This window comes from Thermoanaerobacterium sp. R66 (genome assembly GCF_028895185.1).
Taxonomy (GTDB): Bacteria; Bacillota; Thermoanaerobacteria; order Thermoanaerobacterales; family Thermoanaerobacteraceae; genus Thermoanaerobacterium.
The window spans coordinates 2,111,116-2,126,106 of record NZ_JAEUWW010000001.1; the positions used below are offsets into that span (position 1 = coordinate 2,111,116).

Genomic DNA, 14,991 nt, shown 5'->3' on the forward strand with positions numbered 1-14,991 from the left:
GGATTTCCCGTTACAGAGTAGGAGTGTGACAGCACTTTACGAGGCATACGACCGTGAGGCGTATGTGAAAAGGGTGGTAGCGCGAATAAACTCGCCCCTTAGTGGGAGGCGGGTTTTTTTACGTCTTAAAAATAAATGTAGATGAGGAGGATTTTCATGGCGAAGACTTTTTACATTACGACACCAATTTATTATCCAAGCGATAAGCTGCACATTGGCCATTCCTATACGACTGTCGCTGCAGATGCGATGGCTCGGTTTAAAAGGCTTACAGGCTATGATGTGATGTTTTTGACAGGGACAGACGAGCACGGTCAGAAGATACAGAGAAAGGCAAAAGAAAAAGGCGTTACGCCGAAGCAGTATGTGGATGAGATCGTGGCATGGATCAAAGATTTGTGGAATATTATGGACATAAGCAATGACAAGTTTATAAGGACGACGGACAAGCAGCATGAAGAGATTGTGCAAAAGATATTTACAAAGCTTTATGAAAAAGGGGACATATACAAAAGCGAATACGAGGGTTGGTACTGCACACCTTGTGAGACGTTTTGGACTGAGAAACAGCTTGTGGATGGAAACTGCCCAGACTGTGGCAGACCTGTAGAGCTTGTGAAAGAGGAAAGCTATTTCTTCAAGCTTTCAAATTACGCAGATAGGCTTCTTAAATATTACGAGGAGCACCCAGACTTTATACAGCCTGAATCAAGGCTAAATGAGATGGTAAGCTTTATAAAGTCAGGTCTTGAGGACTTGTGCGTATCCAGAACGTCATTTGACTGGGGCGTAAAAGTTCCGTTTGACCCAAAACACGTTGTGTATGTTTGGATTGACGCCCTTTCCAACTATATAACTGCGTTGGGTTATTCTACAGACCACGACGGAGATTTCAAAAAATACTGGCCGGCAGATGTGCACCTTGTTGGGAAGGAGATTGTAAGATTCCACACCATTATATGGCCTGCTATGCTTATGGCACTGGATTTGCCTCTCCCTAAGAAGGTGTTTGGCCATGGTTGGCTTATATTAGAAGGCGGCAAGATGTCAAAGTCGAAGGGCAACGTGGTTGACCCGAAAGAGCTTGTTTCAAAATACGGCGTAGATGCCATAAGGTATTTTCTCTTAAGAGAAGTTCCGTTTGGAGCAGATGGCGTATTTTCAAATGAAGCTCTGATTTCCAGGATAAACTCAGATCTTGCCAATGACTTTGGAAACCTTCTAAGCAGAACTGTAACGATGGTGGAAAAATACTTTGACGGTGTAGTACCTGAGCCTTTAGATAAAGACGATGTTGATGATGAGTTAATATCTATTGCAAATAATTTGCCAAAAGTTGTTGAAAGTTATATGGATAAGCTACAGTTTTCAAATGCTCTTGCGGAGATTTGGAAGCTTGTAGGTCGCGCCAATAAGTACATTGACGAGACGATGCCATGGGTATTGGCAAAAGATGAAAACAAAAAAGGAAGGCTTAAAACTGTCCTTTACAACCTTGTTGAATCACTGAGGTTTGTTGCTATTTTGATAACGCCGTTTATGCCAAATACGCCTATGAAGATATATGAACAACTTGGCATCGGCGATGATTTAAGGACATGGGATAGCCTTAAATTCGGCTTACTGAAACCAGGCACAAAAGTCAAAAGAGGGGAGAATATTTTCCCGAGGATTGATGCAGAAAAAGAGCTTAAAGAAGCTGAAAAGACTTCTAACAAAGTAGAAGCGAAGGAAGAGGCGAATTATATCAAAATAGACGACTTTGCAAAAATCGATTTGAGGGTTGCAGAAGTATTGGAAGTGGAAAAAGTAGAAGGTGCTGATAAATTATTAAAGCTTAAACTTAAAGTAGGCGATGAGGTAAGGCAAGTTGTATCAGGACTTGCACTGCATTACAAAGTAGATGAACTTATAGGCAAAAAACTCGTCCTCGTTGCAAATCTAGAGCCTAAAAAATTAAGAGGCATAGAATCATACGGAATGATTTTGGCGGCATCAAACGAAGGTAAATTGACTGTTGTAACTGTCGATAAAGACATAGAAAGCGGAGCAAAGGTAAAATAGCATTATAAGAGGGCATAACATAAGTCCCTCTTATTTTTATGTGCATTTTACCTTACAATAAGTTTTTAAAAAAATATTGACATTCTCGCTATCATAGTGTACTATTCAATTAGTGCACTATGATAGCATCATGGAGGTGAAACATGAAAATCGAATTTAATGAAAAAATGCCTATTTATATCCAGATTATGGATATGATAAAGAGGGATATAGTGACAAAAAAATTAAATGGAGGAGACAAATTGCCTTCTGTAAGAGAAATGGCCGAAAGCCTTAAAGTGAATCCAAATACTGTTCAAAGAGCTTATCAGGAACTTGAAAGGGAAAACGTCACATATACACAAAGAGGTATGGGAACATTTATAACCGAAAATACCGAAAAGCTTGCATCGTTAAAAAGAGAAATGGCAAAAGAGATAGCTGAGTCATTTGTAACAGGTATGAGAAGCTTAGGATTCAATTCAAATGAAATACTCGAAATTATTAAGGAATATCTTAAGGAGGTCAACTGATGGGGTTAATTTTAAAAACGGCAAACCTTACTAAAAATTATTACAGCAAAAAGGCATTAAAAGGAATTAATATTGAGTTGGAAGAGGGTAAAATATTAGGTCTTTTAGGTCCTAACGGTAGTGGAAAAACGACATTTATAAAGATTGCAGCAGGCATATTAAGGCCCACATCTGGCGAAATATTAATTGACGGTCAGGAACCAGGTATCTATACAAAATCAATTGTATCGTATCTACCTGATATAAACTATCTCTATAAATGGATGAAGATTAGAGATGCGATAAATTTCTTCAAAGATTTTTACGCTGATTTTGACATTGAAAAATCAAAGAGATTGCTGGATTTTATGATGTTGGATGAAAATGATAAAGTAACGTCACTTTCAAAAGGAATGCTTGAAAAATTGAATCTTACACTTGTGCTTTCAAGAAATGCGAAACTGTATATTTTTGATGAACCACTTGGGGGAATAGATCCGAATACAAGGGAAAAGATAATTGACGCAATAATTGATAATATTCGCGAAGATAGTTCAATGATTATATCTACACACCTTGTAAGAGATATTGAAAGGCTTTTTGACGATGTGGCATTTATCTCAGATGGTGAAATTATTTTAAAAGGAAATGCTGAAGAATTAAGGATGGAAAGAAATAAATCTATTGATGAAATCTTCAGGGAGGTGTATGAATAATGATTAAACTAATAAAGTATGAGTTTTTAGGAAGGTATAAATATTATCTTGGATTTTTGGCTGCCTTGATTTTATTGAATATATACCTTATAACGAAAAATAATACATGGTCACATGGCTTGCCATTCGTTGTATCTTTTATGGCTGGATTTGCCTGCTTTGTAGCCGTGCTTATATCAGGAGTGATGTTGTATCAGAGAGATATGTACGGCTATACAGGATATCTTTTGTTTACACTGCCACAAAGAGGTTTTGACATAGCTTTTTCAAAGCTAATTATATCGATCATTGAATTCACATTGTTTATAACAGTATCTGGAGTGATGGCATTTATAAATCTATTATATGTGAATGAAGCTAAAGTGTTTATAGATGCAGTACTTCAACATAAAATTTTTATACTTTATATATTTGAGGAAATTGCACAATTAAGCTTTAATTTTTGAAGCTAAAAAAGGCAATAGCAAAGCTAAGCATATCAATGCCTGTGGATAACTTATGAAATTTGAAAATTTAACAAAAATAGTTTATAAAATAATTTTTGTCTGTTGCTATACGCTTGTTTAAGCATAGGCAGTTTATTAAGCTACTTTTGGCAATGATTTAGTAACATTAACAGCAATAGTACCTGCGACAAGTGTAATACAGTTTAATAAAGCAAAGGTTTTAGCTTTCTTAATACCCGCTGAGCGCAGATTGTCAGTATTTAAATAGTCCTTTAATCGGCTATTACATCTTTCAATAGAAGTTCTAAGGTTATATATCTCTTGCCATTCATCAGAACTCCTTATTGGAAAGCTAAAATATCTGTTATTTTTCTTGTAATTTATTTTAAGGCAATACCCATAGTTTGAATTGCTGCACCAAGAAGAACCATGAGGACAATCTACCTTTCCTAATACATGTGGACATCTGAACTTTAAATAATCACCGTCTTTGCCCCAATATACAAGTTCATATCCCATAGAACAAATTGGGTGAAGCCTTTCATTTAATCCTTCTGGTGGAGCAAAACTTCCTCTTTTGTTGTAGGCTATGATTGGTTGTGCATGAAATTCGTTCATGATATAATCGTAATTCTCTTTTATATCATAGCCTGAATCCATAATACAGTGTTTTACATTAAAAGTATTGCCGTAAAACTCTTTTAGCTTCTTTAATAAGGGTATTGCTAAAATACTATCATTTACGCTTGCAGGAGTAATTTCTATGGCAAGTGGAAGCTCACTTTTACAGTCGGCTATTATATGTAACTTCCATCCAAACCATTTTATATCATTGCCATCAGTATCTTTTTTCTTTCCCCAGTTAGGAGATTTACCATCATCTTTTATCTTTGATTTAGGTTTTGGTTTTTCAAAAGCGTTCAATTTAGTTGAATCAATAGCTATATTAGTACCATCAATTATATTGAGGTTTTTAGCCTTAAGTATTAATTGCTTAAAGTCTTCTTCCAGTGCATCCGACTTTGATATCAGGTTTAAAAATCTGCTAAATGTTGATGTAGATGGTACATGACCCAATACATTGAAACCACAGTTATATCTAAATACAGGGTCTGATTTTAATCTAGCTACAAGTTTTGCTATATTGGGGATTTTCTCAAGTTGCATAGCAACTAAGGCATAAAGCAAAGGCAGTGGATCATATCCTTTAGGGCCTCTTTTATATTCAGGCCTTGATAGTGAAAGCACGACATTTGAGAAATCAAGTTGTGACAAAACCATTTCAAGTTTTGTTTCTGGTTGAAATTTTATTAATTCGTCGAAGGAAAATAAGCATTCTTGTCGAATATACATAAGTAGGTTCACCTCTTTTGTTAAATTTGGGTTACTACTTATATATTCGACATTTGGGGTGAACTTCCTTTTTTATCTTTTAAAAAGTTAAGAATATCAAGCTATTTAAAATATGAAATTCGCTCATTTATATCTACTTTATTGAGTTTTATTGCTTTATTGATTTTGTCGTATTTTTCTATCACAATCAGCAAGATAGCTATTTACAGCAAAAAATATGGAAAAGTTTTGTCAATAGTTCTATTTCTGATTATTTTCTATGTAATCGGTAAAATTAATGGTCTTCTCATTAATTTATTTCCATACAATTTAAATATAAATCTATTTTCAGGAATTGCACAAAGAAGCGATAATTTTGCTTTGTCTTTTGCGGTTTTCCCGATAAATGTAGCAAGCTTTGTTTTCCAAACACTTGTATATATAGGTTTATTCACTCTGACATCATATCTTATTGACAAAAAAATAGATCTATAAAAAGGATGTCTATCCAGGTAGTACGCGAAGGTGAAATAAAAAGAAGGCGGGGTGATTCCCGCCATTATTTTTATCTAATTGAACTACTTTAAGTGTTTTGCTTCTTATCATCTTTCGAATTTTTGTCTGAAGAACTATATGGTAATCCGGCTGCTAATCCAGTGAACAGGGCTAAGTAAAATGAAGATCTTTTTGGATAAAAGAAATCTAATATTAAAGCTATGACGACAATTGCTATAAAGCAGAAAAACTTAATTTTAGACTCTTTGTCTTTCGGTATGGAATACTTAAACACCCGTCCAGAAAAGCGTGCCATTTCAAAACCAATTAGAAAAATGATTAAACTTACTACAATACTTATTAGCCAAACATATAAACTCTTCAAAGGCAAACTCCTTCCTTATGTTATTTGAATTATAGAAATGATGCAAAATATTTCGTGGTGCAAATATATTGGGTATGTGCTGCATCGGCATACCATCATTCAGAAAGGGTAATAAATTGTGTTATACCTTTATTATTTTCTAATTTAGTCCATGACAATACGTTACCCATTATGCTAGAAAAATTATTTGTTTTTATAGGGAAGTCTTGCAATTTACCTGTCTTAATGTTATATAATTCCAGTATTCCCATATTATCATACCACGTAATATATGTATCGTTTAACGATGGAAACCATCTTTCTACTGCATCGCCTTTTACAATTTCTACAGTATTTTTAGTTTTGAGATTGTATAAGGATATATGGCTTTTATCAGATACCCATACAATATTCTCACCGTAAATATTTGGTGTGAATCCATTATCGCTTATTTTTGCAATTTTACTATTTGAAATATTGTATAGATAGACCTTGTCAACTTCGCTTTGCTCTTCGATTTTACCTTCATGCCATACTATGTAATTGCCAAATATTTTTGGATGTCCAATATAACTATTTCCCAGTCCATCAATGCTTCTTATCACTTGCTTTTTGTCATTTGCTAAATCGTATAAAATCAAAGAACACAGAATTTTGTTGTTTTGTATTTCATAAGTAGACCATACAAGCTTTGAGCTATCCAAAGACAGGTTTGGCTGTTGATTAAAGGATACTTTTGAAGCAGATTTTTCATTTAATTTTCCGTAGTCTATCTTTTTAATGGTTCCATTTTTTATATTATAGGCATATATTATCCAGTCATTGCCATATGGATTATCAGATGCTTCTACCCAAGCAATATACTTTCCATCCGTAGCAGCATTTATTATATTTTTATCAGTATTAACTGGCTTTATCACTGGTTTAACTACACTTGTATTTAAATCATAGAAACCCAGTTCTGTTTTTTCATTGTTTTTGTTTTCTATTGACACCAATATTCTTTTTTTATATTTGTCAAATCCAAGAGGAATTGTATTTTGCGGAATGATTGAAGCATTATCTATATTAAGGCTTTTATGTATTTGATTATTAGTTTTTACATGACAAGACGTTAACAAAATGGACAATAAAATGATAGACAAAATCATTATATTTTTTTTCATTACATTGCCTCCCGATTGTTATAAAGCATGAAAGAAATATTTGTTAGTAAATAATACATTGAATTCATCTGTTTGACTACATTATAACTCTAACTCCAACATTTGGGAAGTTCCGAAATCCGGCACATTTTTTATGAAGTAGGTGCCGATTTTCGGAACTTCAATTTCTGCTTGACTGAGTTTTCCTAACTTGTGTATATACAAGACAAGCTTCAGTTATTTAATAAGAGCTTGGAATGCTGATCAGATTGTATAATAATTGTTATAATAAATGATTAAAATAAATAGATAAACGTTCAAAAATGCCTTTCTGCTTGAATTCTAACGGAGGAAGTCCATATAGAGCTTCATTGCTGCCTATTGTCTTATAATTTCCTTGTTTTGCTTTTTCTTGAATATTACGCACTTTGTTCATAAAAGATTTTTTAATAATATCGCTGTTTACAAGTGTTTTTTCTTTTAGACCAGCATTTTGATCAGAGTAATATGGTGAAAAGGCCATCTCTTCTCCATTTTTATTAACAATCACAAATATATCACCGCCAAAATTCAGTAAAAAGCAATCCCCAGGATTAAAATTATTTTCATTTGCTAATTTATAAATATTTTTGGTTAATGCTCCGCCAAAATCTACAACATGCCATTCTTCATTCTTTAATATGATTGAAAAATCAGTTATTACATTGTTTCCAGCTATTACTGGGTATGTGTAAAATGGTTCACGAGTGACTTGATCACTTATTTTTATTGAAGGATCATATTTATTAATATCAATAGTGGCCCATTGAATTGGATTTCCCAACTTTGCCTTTGATACTTCATCTTTTGTTGTAAAATAAAAATCGCGGTATTCTGTATTAATGCTTTTAAGCAATGTTTTAAAGTTGTCTTGTGCGGCAATATTGGCTTGCACTTGAGGAGAGACAGCATAACTAATTGTACCAATAGAAAATATGATGAGCATGCACAATGTCATAATCATAATTAATTTTCGTTTCATTTATTTTTCCTCCCTTGTTTTATTTTTGGAGATATACAAACATTGCACTATATTTTCATTTTCAAATTACGCATTATTTACATTAATTTTAGCATAACATAAAAACTAAAAATTAGTAGATATATGAATAAAATTAGTTGAATTTTCTTTTGTTTATATACAAAATATACCATACGATTTTTATTTAGCTATTGCTAAAATTAAACATTGATGCTATTATGAAGGTAATTTAAATTTTGGGGCAAATTACAAAGAATGTAATATGTAATAAGAGGTGGGATTTTTGTACTATATACCAATTATACTAACTATTATTGCTAATGTGTTTTACCATATTCTCCAAAAAATGATACCAGAAAAGTCAGATCCAATTGCATCGCTAATTTTGACGTATTGTACCGCATTAATAGGTTCTTTGATAGTGTTTATTTGGTATCATAAAAATATTAATGTTATTGAATCATTTAAAGGATTAAATTGGACAAGTTGCGCTTTAGGATTGTCTATAATTTTATTAGAGTTGGGGTTTCTTCTTGCATACAGGGTAGGATGGGATATAAGCTTAGGTGCAATAGTTTCAAACGTATCTGTTACGCTATTGTTAATTCCCATAGGTATAATATTTTTTAAAGAAAATATTTCAATGGCGAATTTGATTGGCATATTGCTTTGCATTGTTGGATTAGTGTTAATTAATAGCAAATGAAGAATACTTGCTATTTACATGGCTAAATTAAAGATTGTAGAAAGAAGTGATGACATGATGAATGATTTTGGAAAAAGAAATAAAATATTGCTATCAAATAGCAATTTTATGCTTTATATTATTGGTTATGTAATATCAGGTATTGGCACAAGACTTACCACGATAGCTATCTCAAGCAAAATATTGTATATTAGGAATAGGTGGTGCTTTAACAGGCATATTTAGCGCAAAGGTAATTTTTATACTATGTGGAATTGCAGAGATTACTGTATCACTTATTTATAAAACATATAATAGGGTTAAATCAATCAATTGATCTTTCGCAAAATTGTAGACGATCGTGCAATAAAATAATCTTGTTCTTTTTTGTAAGATTATTCTATAGATGAGAAAAATTAATAACAAATATTACCATTAAATAGATACACTCTGCCTATGCTAATTTTAGTTGTTCTAAAATTTCATCAATAGATACATAGTTTTTAGCTTGTTCATAAATCCATTGAATACGCTGCTTTTGTACTTCTTTACAAACCATTTTTATTCCCTGCCCAAATTTGTAATATTCGTCGCCCGAAGTCGTACAATACAGGTATGTCAATGATATAAGCCATAATAATCTATCTATTGATTTTGTTGAGCGTACTTGATACGTATTTAGTCCAAGATTATTCTTTGTCTGTCTAAAAAATATTTCTATAGGCCATCTCTGACTATAGTATTTTAGAATAGTCTCAGTATCTAATTCAGTATCAGTACAGATAAATGCATGTAGAGCCTTCTGATTTTTAAAAGCTTTCTCAGGCCAGCACATTAGAACTACAGCATTATCTATCCCATTTAAGGCTCCTTCATAGCGATATACCCAGTACCTAGAACCATTCACTGTAACGAGGTGAACTTCGTTCTTTTCGATATATTGGGCAAAGTCTTTTATCTGAATTCTAATGCCTTGTGGATAGATAATTCTATTAGTTTTTAGTGCTCCTATGAGATGGTATCCTCTTTCAAAATGCGCTTCTATTACTTTCTTGTTTATGTACCATGAATCACATAGTCCATATGCTGGTCCTTTAAGTATTGGAAGCATAGATACCATTTCACATATTCTTTCGATTTTGCTTTTGCCACCTTTTTCATAGCGTTCGATGTAGTAAGGTAATACTACTTTACCGCAGGATAGCATCATAGTAAGAAGCTGATGTCCCCAAACTTGCTTCCCTTTTAAATGTGATTGATGAAATCCTGTTGCCTGGATAGAATGTTTAGCCTGTGACGAAGGCTTAGTTTTTTCAGCAATAGTATCATCAAAAATCACAAATATCGGCTTTTTGCAAGTTTGTGATAATTCAAGTATAATACGAATAACTTCCCGCCTTATAGCTCTCCATGCATACTCTATATTCCAAACACCTTGACTTAAGAATTTGCCAAAGGTAGTTCTATGGCAATTAGCAAAGCTTAAATTAACTATATCAGTAACAGTACCACTATAACCCTTTTGAGTGGCAGCAATTATAAATTCTACAATATGGCGAATAACAGGTTTAGTAAAATATAATGCAAAATTTAATTTCATTAAGTACTGGATTATTGATGAATTTTCTGTTATTCTTTTATTATGAGACATTTGCTCCACTCCTATGTTTAATATTGTTATAGTGTGACAACAACATATTAATACCATAGAAGTGAGCATTTGTCTCTATTTTTTATTAAATTTTTTCATGTAAGTTTATTATGGTAATTTATGTAAGCTAATTTTCTCATCTATAGGATTATTATTATTTTTCCGTTGACAGAATGTGTTAAAATAAAAAGGACGTTGCAGATTATATCGTTGATTAGGAGATGATTTTATGATTATAGATTCACATGCACACCTGGAAGATGAAAAGTATGATGAAGATAGGGATGATGTTATAAAAAGGTGCAAAGATGAGCTTACATTATTGATAAATGTAGGATCCAGCATTGAGACGTCAAAAAAATCGATTGAGCTTGCTAAAAGTAACGATTTTATATATGCCGCCATTGGCATACACCCTGAGTATTCGCAAAAAGAAATAAACGACATTGGTGTTATTGAGGAATTGTTATCACAAGAAAAAGTTGTTGCTATAGGAGAGATAGGACTTGACTATTATTACGGCGATCCGCCAGTTGAATACCAGAAGCAATGCTTCATAGAACAGATAAGGCTTGCCAAGAAGTATGATTTGCCGATAGTAATTCACGACAGGGATGCACATGGCGATGTGCTTGATATTATCAAAAAAGAGTGGACAAGCAGTTTAAGAGGGGTTTTTCACAGCTATTCAGGCAGCAGCGAAATGGCATTTCAGTTGATTGAGATGAACTTTTACATCTCATTGGGAGGACCAGTGACATTTAAAAATGCGAAAAAAGCTGTTGATGTAGCTATGAAAGTGCCGATAGAAAAGTTGTTAATTGAGACAGACAGTCCTTACTTGACGCCTGTGCCATATAGAGGTAAGAGGAATGAGCCTATTAATGTGAAATACGTGGCACAAAAGATTGCTGAAATAAAGAATATGACATTTGATGAGGTTTGTGATATAACAGCATCTAACGCCTTAGAGTTATTTAAAATAAGTCCAAGTAATTTATAGCAATTTAAAAGGTGGAACATATACTGTATTGAAATGGATATTTCAAAAAAAGGAGGAAAATTGAAAGATGGATGGAGAAAATGTAAATGAAAATCCCATGAATGTTCCACCTGTAAATCCAGAACCGTATTTGGGTTCTATGCAACCGCCAATGGGCGGTATGCCTACGATGCCGTGCCCTTCCGAGCCACCAATGGGACCAATGCCTTATCCAATGCCAGGAATGCCGGGCATGATGCCACCAATGCAGTGCCCTCCTGAGCATATGAGAATGTTTATGGATGCTTACAATCATGTTTCAATGGCATACATGATAATGACACAAATGATGCAGATGATGCGCCCGTAAGGGCGTATTTTTTTCAAAAGAAACATAATATTTTCATGTATATAATATAATAATGTAGTAGATAATATAAGTGATAACTTATTATGGAAATGGAGATAAATATTATGAAATGAATTTGACAAAAATAATATGTTATATTAAAATTATAAAAAGTCTTCCCAATAAAAATGAGGAGGTTATGTAATGGATGCAAGCAACCGAAGAATTTGGCCGGGTGCATTTACTGAGCTTATCAAAAAACCGGTTGGAATTCTGATATTGGCTGCATTGGTCATTTTGTTAGTAGGTACAACTGTATACGTTAACTTGAAAAAACAGGTGACAATCACAGATAACGGAAAAACAGTTGCTGTGACCACATTTAAAAGCAGTGTAAAAGACTTATTGGCGGAGAAAAATATAAAGCTTAGAAAAGAAGACGAAGTTACACCATCGATAGATTCGAAGCTGAAAAATGGAATGAAAGTTAGCATTAAAAGAGCATACCCCGTGGTAATTCACGTTGATGGAAAAGATATTACAATATACACAGTAAAACCAACATTAAAAGATGTATTAGCTCAAGGAAAAATCACAGTAAGTCCCATCGATAAAATTAGCACCTCTTTAGATAGCAAAACATATAGCGGAATGAATGTCACAATTACTAGAGTAAATGAAAAAGTAATAACTCAAGATGAAGATATAGCTTTCAACGTTCAAACAATTCAAAATGACAATATGATAAGAGGTCAGACTTTAGTTGTGCAAGAAGGTCAAAACGGAAAGAGAGAAAAGACGATAAAAATTACATATGAAGATGGGAAAGAAGTATCAAGGCAAGTTATAAAAGACGTCGTAGTGCAAGATCCCATAACAAAGATAGTGCAGGTAGGCACATTAGGGCTTTTGACTACGTCAAGGGGAGAAACCTACAGATATAGAGAGATGAAGGTAATGGATGCGACAGGGTATGATGCACCGCCTGGATCCCTAACGTATTCTGGTGCTACAGTCGGGCGTGGTATCATTGCGGTTGACCCGAGAGTAATACCTTTAGGTACAAGACTTTATGTTGAGGGGTATGGTCCTGGGGTTGCAGCAGATATTGGGGAAGCGATAAAAGGCAATATCATCGATTTGTTCTTTACATCGTATAGAGAAGCGTGTAATTGGGGAAGACGAACTGTTAGAGTTTATATACTTAAGTAGACAGGTTTAACCTGTCTTGTTTTTTGAAAAAAGCGAGGTTGGATGATGATGAAAATAAAAGGATTCAATACAAAGAAAAGACTTGGACAAAACTTTATTTTTGATGAAGACATACTATCAAAAATAGTTGATTTATCAGGCATAACAAAGGATGATAATGTGATAGAGATAGGCGCAGGTTTAGGCACCCTGACAAGAAAAATATTGGAGAAGGCTAATATGGTAGTGTCTTATGAGATAGACCAAGAAGCTTATGACATACTTAAGGCAGATTTTAAAGGACGTGATAATCTAATCGTATTAAATGACGATATAATGAAAGTTGACTTGAAAGAAACCGTTAATGCGTATTTTGGAGGGGAAAAGTGCAAAGTCGTTGCAAACCTGCCTTATTACATAACATCGCCTATAATAATGAAACTTTTAGAGTCCCGCTTGATGAAAGACATAACTATAATGGTGCAGAAAGAAGTGGCGGAGAGGATATGTGCAAATCCAGGTGGCAAAGATTATGGCGTATTGACAGTAGCAGTAAACTATTACTCAAAGCCGGAGATACTGTTAAATCTTCCTCCGGAAGTATTTTCACCTAAGCCAAAAGTAAGTTCATCGCTTATAAAATTACATGTCCTTGATAAGCCATCTGTATTTGTGAAGGACGAAAGACTTTTTTTTAGAATAGTGAAATCATCATTTGGACAGAGAAGAAAAGTAATAACAAATTCTTTAAAATCCCTTAGCATTGATCAATCAATAATTGCAGATGCTTTGACAAAATGTGGCATAGACTTAAAACAAAGAGGAGAGACTCTTTCAATAGAAAAGTTTGCTGAGCTTGCAAACACCATTTATGATATGAAGATGTAATATTAAATCCCCCTGTTTCATAATATATATTGCTAAAATATATTTGAAATAAGGGGGATATAAAATGCCTTTAAGGAAGGATATTTATAAGCGCATGTATATAATGCTGGAACCTGACGAGAGAGGTGCGTCGCTTTTAAAGGACAAGGAAATATCAGGGTACCTTAAAATAGAAACTATGAATGGAAGGGGCCGAATTACAGCGTCGCTTCAAAATCTCGATTCTAATTATTCTTACACAGTAAAATTTTTAAAAATCGGAGAAAGTCCTAAATTAGTTGAGTTTGGAGCAATAAGGGTAGACGACAAAGGCAGAGGCGGTGCAGAATGGTCTTTTAATACAGACGATGTGCTTGATAAGGGTGTGAAGTTTGATGATCTTGCTGTAGCATTAGTAGAAGCAGATAATGGACAACAGAGGCTGATTCCATTGTCTGGCGTCATAGACAAGTCCAGATTTAACTGGAAAGCCACTTATAAGAAGCTTATGAAAAACATAGAGAATATTGAAAAAGATAAAAGCGAGATTCATTTTATTGAGGATTTAGTTGAAAGTCAAAAAGAAAGTGTAGATAGCTATACAACATTGCCACAGTACAATGACGAGGAATACCACGAAGAAGAAGTGGAAATTCAAGTTGAGCCTGAAAAAGATGTGGAAAATGGACAAATTGACAATATAGAGGAGACGGGTGATGTTAATTTAAATGATGAAGGGAATACAAGCGTTCAACCGGAGCATCAAAGCGATGATACAATAACTAAAAGTGATGTTTATGAACAGGAAAACAGCGGTTATGTAAAATATTTAAAAGAGTATGTAAATAATATTGTGAATTACCTTGATGAAGTTCATCCATTTGAAAATAATCTGGAAGGTTACAGATGGTGGAGGATAAATACGGGATATAGGAATGGCTTCTACGATCATTATTTAGTAGGATTTGTAAATGACGAAAATGGTAAGCTTAAATACATCGTCTACGGCATGCCGGGGCTATTTACACTTTCTGACCAACCTTTTGGAGGCATGACAGGGTTTGTGTACTGGTGTCCATTAAAGGAAAATATGAGAAATGCCGGCGATATGGGGTATTGGTTGATGCACATTGATGCAATGACGGGACAAATAGCCATACCAAAAGGCTCTACACCGCCGCCGATAATATAA

The 14,991-nt window shown here is 33.9% G+C and carries 17 protein-coding genes and 1 other annotated feature (1 of these 18 only partly in view); of the genes, 12 read left to right on the forward strand and 5 right to left on the reverse strand.

Annotation, left to right across the window (positions count from 1 at the left end; all coding sequences use genetic code 11):
- Positions 1–102 (forward strand) — a binding site (T-box leader) (it extends 133 nt beyond the left edge of the window).
- A gap of 54 nt (positions 103–156) precedes the next feature.
- From metG to JJQ93_RS10555, 4 genes are all read left to right on the forward strand, one after another.
- Positions 157–2,064, forward strand: a complete 1,908-nt coding sequence (metG, locus tag JJQ93_RS10540; protein WP_274893727.1) for a methionine--tRNA ligase — start codon at positions 157–159, stop codon at positions 2,062–2,064.
- A gap of 143 nt (positions 2,065–2,207) precedes the next feature.
- A complete protein-coding gene (locus tag JJQ93_RS10545; protein WP_274893728.1) occupies positions 2,208–2,576 on the forward strand; it encodes a GntR family transcriptional regulator in 369 nt (122 codons plus the stop codon).
- Complete coding sequence (locus tag JJQ93_RS10550; protein WP_150201217.1) at positions 2,576–3,271, forward strand: ABC transporter ATP-binding protein; 696 nt, start codon at positions 2,576–2,578, stop codon at positions 3,269–3,271. The genes JJQ93_RS10545 and JJQ93_RS10550 overlap by 1 nt, the downstream gene beginning before the upstream one ends.
- On the forward strand, positions 3,271–3,717 hold the full coding sequence (locus tag JJQ93_RS10555) for a hypothetical protein (RefSeq protein WP_274893730.1): 447 nt from the start codon (positions 3,271–3,273) through the stop codon (positions 3,715–3,717). Before JJQ93_RS10550 ends, JJQ93_RS10555 begins: the two co-directional genes overlap by 1 nt.
- A 135-nt stretch (positions 3,718–3,852) precedes the next feature.
- On the opposite strand, the gene JJQ93_RS10560 is transcribed toward JJQ93_RS10555, so the two are convergent.
- Positions 3,853–5,070, reverse strand: a complete 1,218-nt coding sequence (locus JJQ93_RS10560) for a transposase (RefSeq protein WP_274892998.1) — start codon at positions 5,068–5,070, stop codon at positions 3,853–3,855.
- A gap of 159 nt (positions 5,071–5,229) precedes the next feature.
- On the opposite strand from JJQ93_RS10560, the gene JJQ93_RS10565 reads away from it, so the two are divergent.
- Entirely contained in the window at positions 5,230–5,544 is a 315-nt protein-coding gene (locus JJQ93_RS10565) for a hypothetical protein (RefSeq protein ID WP_274893731.1), read from the forward strand.
- Between the two features lie 88 nt (positions 5,545–5,632).
- Here JJQ93_RS10565 and JJQ93_RS10570 read toward each other — a convergent pair whose 3' ends face one another.
- The 3 genes from JJQ93_RS10570 to JJQ93_RS10580 all read right to left on the reverse strand — a co-directional run bounded on the left by JJQ93_RS10570 (position 5,633) and on the right by JJQ93_RS10580 (position 8,074).
- Positions 5,633–5,860, reverse strand: coding sequence for a DUF2919 domain-containing protein (locus tag JJQ93_RS10570; protein WP_150201215.1), 228 nt, complete (start codon positions 5,858–5,860; stop codon positions 5,633–5,635).
- Between the two features lie 164 nt (positions 5,861–6,024).
- Entirely contained in the window at positions 6,025–7,074 is a 1,050-nt protein-coding gene (locus tag JJQ93_RS10575) for a hypothetical protein (RefSeq protein ID WP_274893732.1), read from the reverse strand.
- A 262-nt stretch (positions 7,075–7,336) separates the two neighbouring features.
- Positions 7,337–8,074 (reverse strand): hypothetical protein, encoded by a 738-nt coding sequence (locus JJQ93_RS10580; RefSeq protein ID WP_274893733.1) that lies wholly within the window; start codon positions 8,072–8,074, stop codon positions 7,337–7,339.
- A 274-nt stretch (positions 8,075–8,348) separates the two neighbouring features.
- Here JJQ93_RS10580 and JJQ93_RS10585 point away from each other — a divergent pair, with 274 nt between their 5' ends.
- Complete coding sequence (locus JJQ93_RS10585; protein ID WP_274893734.1) at positions 8,349–8,780, forward strand: EamA family transporter; 432 nt, start codon at positions 8,349–8,351, stop codon at positions 8,778–8,780.
- Positions 8,781–8,798: 18 nt separating this feature from the next.
- Positions 8,799–9,005 carry a hypothetical protein gene (locus JJQ93_RS10590; protein WP_274893735.1) on the forward strand — a complete coding sequence of 69 codons (207 nt, stop codon included), beginning with the start codon at positions 8,799–8,801 and terminating at the stop codon, positions 9,003–9,005.
- A 208-nt stretch (positions 9,006–9,213) separates the two neighbouring features.
- Here the strand turns inward: JJQ93_RS10590 and JJQ93_RS10595 are convergent, their stop codons facing one another.
- Positions 9,214–10,410, reverse strand: coding sequence for an IS701 family transposase (locus tag JJQ93_RS10595; RefSeq protein WP_274893736.1), 1,197 nt, complete (start codon positions 10,408–10,410; stop codon positions 9,214–9,216).
- A 229-nt stretch (positions 10,411–10,639) separates the two neighbouring features.
- On the opposite strand from JJQ93_RS10595, the gene JJQ93_RS10600 reads away from it, so the two are divergent.
- The 5 genes from JJQ93_RS10600 (at position 10,640) to JJQ93_RS10620 (ending at position 14,991) form a co-directional block, all read left to right on the forward strand.
- Positions 10,640–11,413, forward strand: a complete 774-nt coding sequence (locus JJQ93_RS10600; RefSeq protein ID WP_274893737.1) for a TatD family hydrolase — start codon at positions 10,640–10,642, stop codon at positions 11,411–11,413.
- 67 nt (positions 11,414–11,480) lie between these two features.
- Positions 11,481–11,762, forward strand: coding sequence for a hypothetical protein (locus JJQ93_RS10605; protein WP_274893738.1), 282 nt, complete (start codon positions 11,481–11,483; stop codon positions 11,760–11,762).
- Between the two features lie 183 nt (positions 11,763–11,945).
- Entirely contained in the window at positions 11,946–12,953 is a 1,008-nt protein-coding gene (locus JJQ93_RS10610) for a resuscitation-promoting factor (RefSeq protein WP_274893739.1), read from the forward strand.
- Between the two features lie 48 nt (positions 12,954–13,001).
- Entirely contained in the window at positions 13,002–13,820 is an 819-nt protein-coding gene (gene rsmA, locus JJQ93_RS10615) for a 16S rRNA (adenine(1518)-N(6)/adenine(1519)-N(6))-dimethyltransferase RsmA (RefSeq protein ID WP_274894092.1), read from the forward strand.
- A 64-nt stretch (positions 13,821–13,884) separates the two neighbouring features.
- Positions 13,885–14,991: a hypothetical protein gene (locus tag JJQ93_RS10620; protein ID WP_274893740.1), complete on the forward strand. Its 1,107-nt coding sequence runs from the start codon at positions 13,885–13,887 to the stop codon at positions 14,989–14,991.

What these genes read in the sequence shown, in the direction of transcription:
- metG (WP_274893727.1), top strand. Translation starts at nt 157, where the DNA reads ATGGCGAAGACTTTTTACATTACGACACCAATTTATTATCCAAGCGAT.
- JJQ93_RS10545 (WP_274893728.1), top strand. Translation starts at nt 2,208, where the DNA reads ATGAAAATCGAATTTAATGAAAAAATGCCTATTTATATCCAGATTATG.
- JJQ93_RS10550 (WP_150201217.1), top strand. Translation starts at nt 2,576, where the DNA reads ATGGGGTTAATTTTAAAAACGGCAAACCTTACTAAAAATTATTACAGC.
- JJQ93_RS10555 (WP_274893730.1), top strand. Translation starts at nt 3,271, where the DNA reads ATGATTAAACTAATAAAGTATGAGTTTTTAGGAAGGTATAAATATTAT.
- JJQ93_RS10560 (WP_274892998.1), bottom strand. Translation starts at nt 5,070, where the DNA reads ATGTATATTCGACAAGAATGCTTATTTTCCTTCGACGAATTAATAAAA.
- JJQ93_RS10570 (WP_150201215.1), bottom strand. Translation starts at nt 5,860, where the DNA reads ATGGCACGCTTTTCTGGACGGGTGTTTAAGTATTCCATACCGAAAGAC.
- JJQ93_RS10575 (WP_274893732.1), bottom strand. Translation starts at nt 7,074, where the DNA reads ATGAAAAAAAATATAATGATTTTGTCTATCATTTTATTGTCCATTTTG.
- JJQ93_RS10580 (WP_274893733.1), bottom strand. Translation starts at nt 8,074, where the DNA reads ATGAAACGAAAATTAATTATGATTATGACATTGTGCATGCTCATCATA.
- JJQ93_RS10590 (WP_274893735.1), top strand. Translation starts at nt 8,799, where the DNA reads ATGGCTAAATTAAAGATTGTAGAAAGAAGTGATGACATGATGAATGAT.
- JJQ93_RS10595 (WP_274893736.1), bottom strand. Translation starts at nt 10,410, where the DNA reads ATGTCTCATAATAAAAGAATAACAGAAAATTCATCAATAATCCAGTAC.
- JJQ93_RS10600 (WP_274893737.1), top strand. Translation starts at nt 10,640, where the DNA reads ATGATTATAGATTCACATGCACACCTGGAAGATGAAAAGTATGATGAA.
- JJQ93_RS10605 (WP_274893738.1), top strand. Translation starts at nt 11,481, where the DNA reads ATGGATGGAGAAAATGTAAATGAAAATCCCATGAATGTTCCACCTGTA.
- JJQ93_RS10610 (WP_274893739.1), top strand. Translation starts at nt 11,946, where the DNA reads ATGGATGCAAGCAACCGAAGAATTTGGCCGGGTGCATTTACTGAGCTT.
- rsmA (WP_274894092.1), top strand. Translation starts at nt 13,002, where the DNA reads ATGAAAATAAAAGGATTCAATACAAAGAAAAGACTTGGACAAAACTTT.
- JJQ93_RS10620 (WP_274893740.1), top strand. Translation starts at nt 13,885, where the DNA reads ATGCCTTTAAGGAAGGATATTTATAAGCGCATGTATATAATGCTGGAA.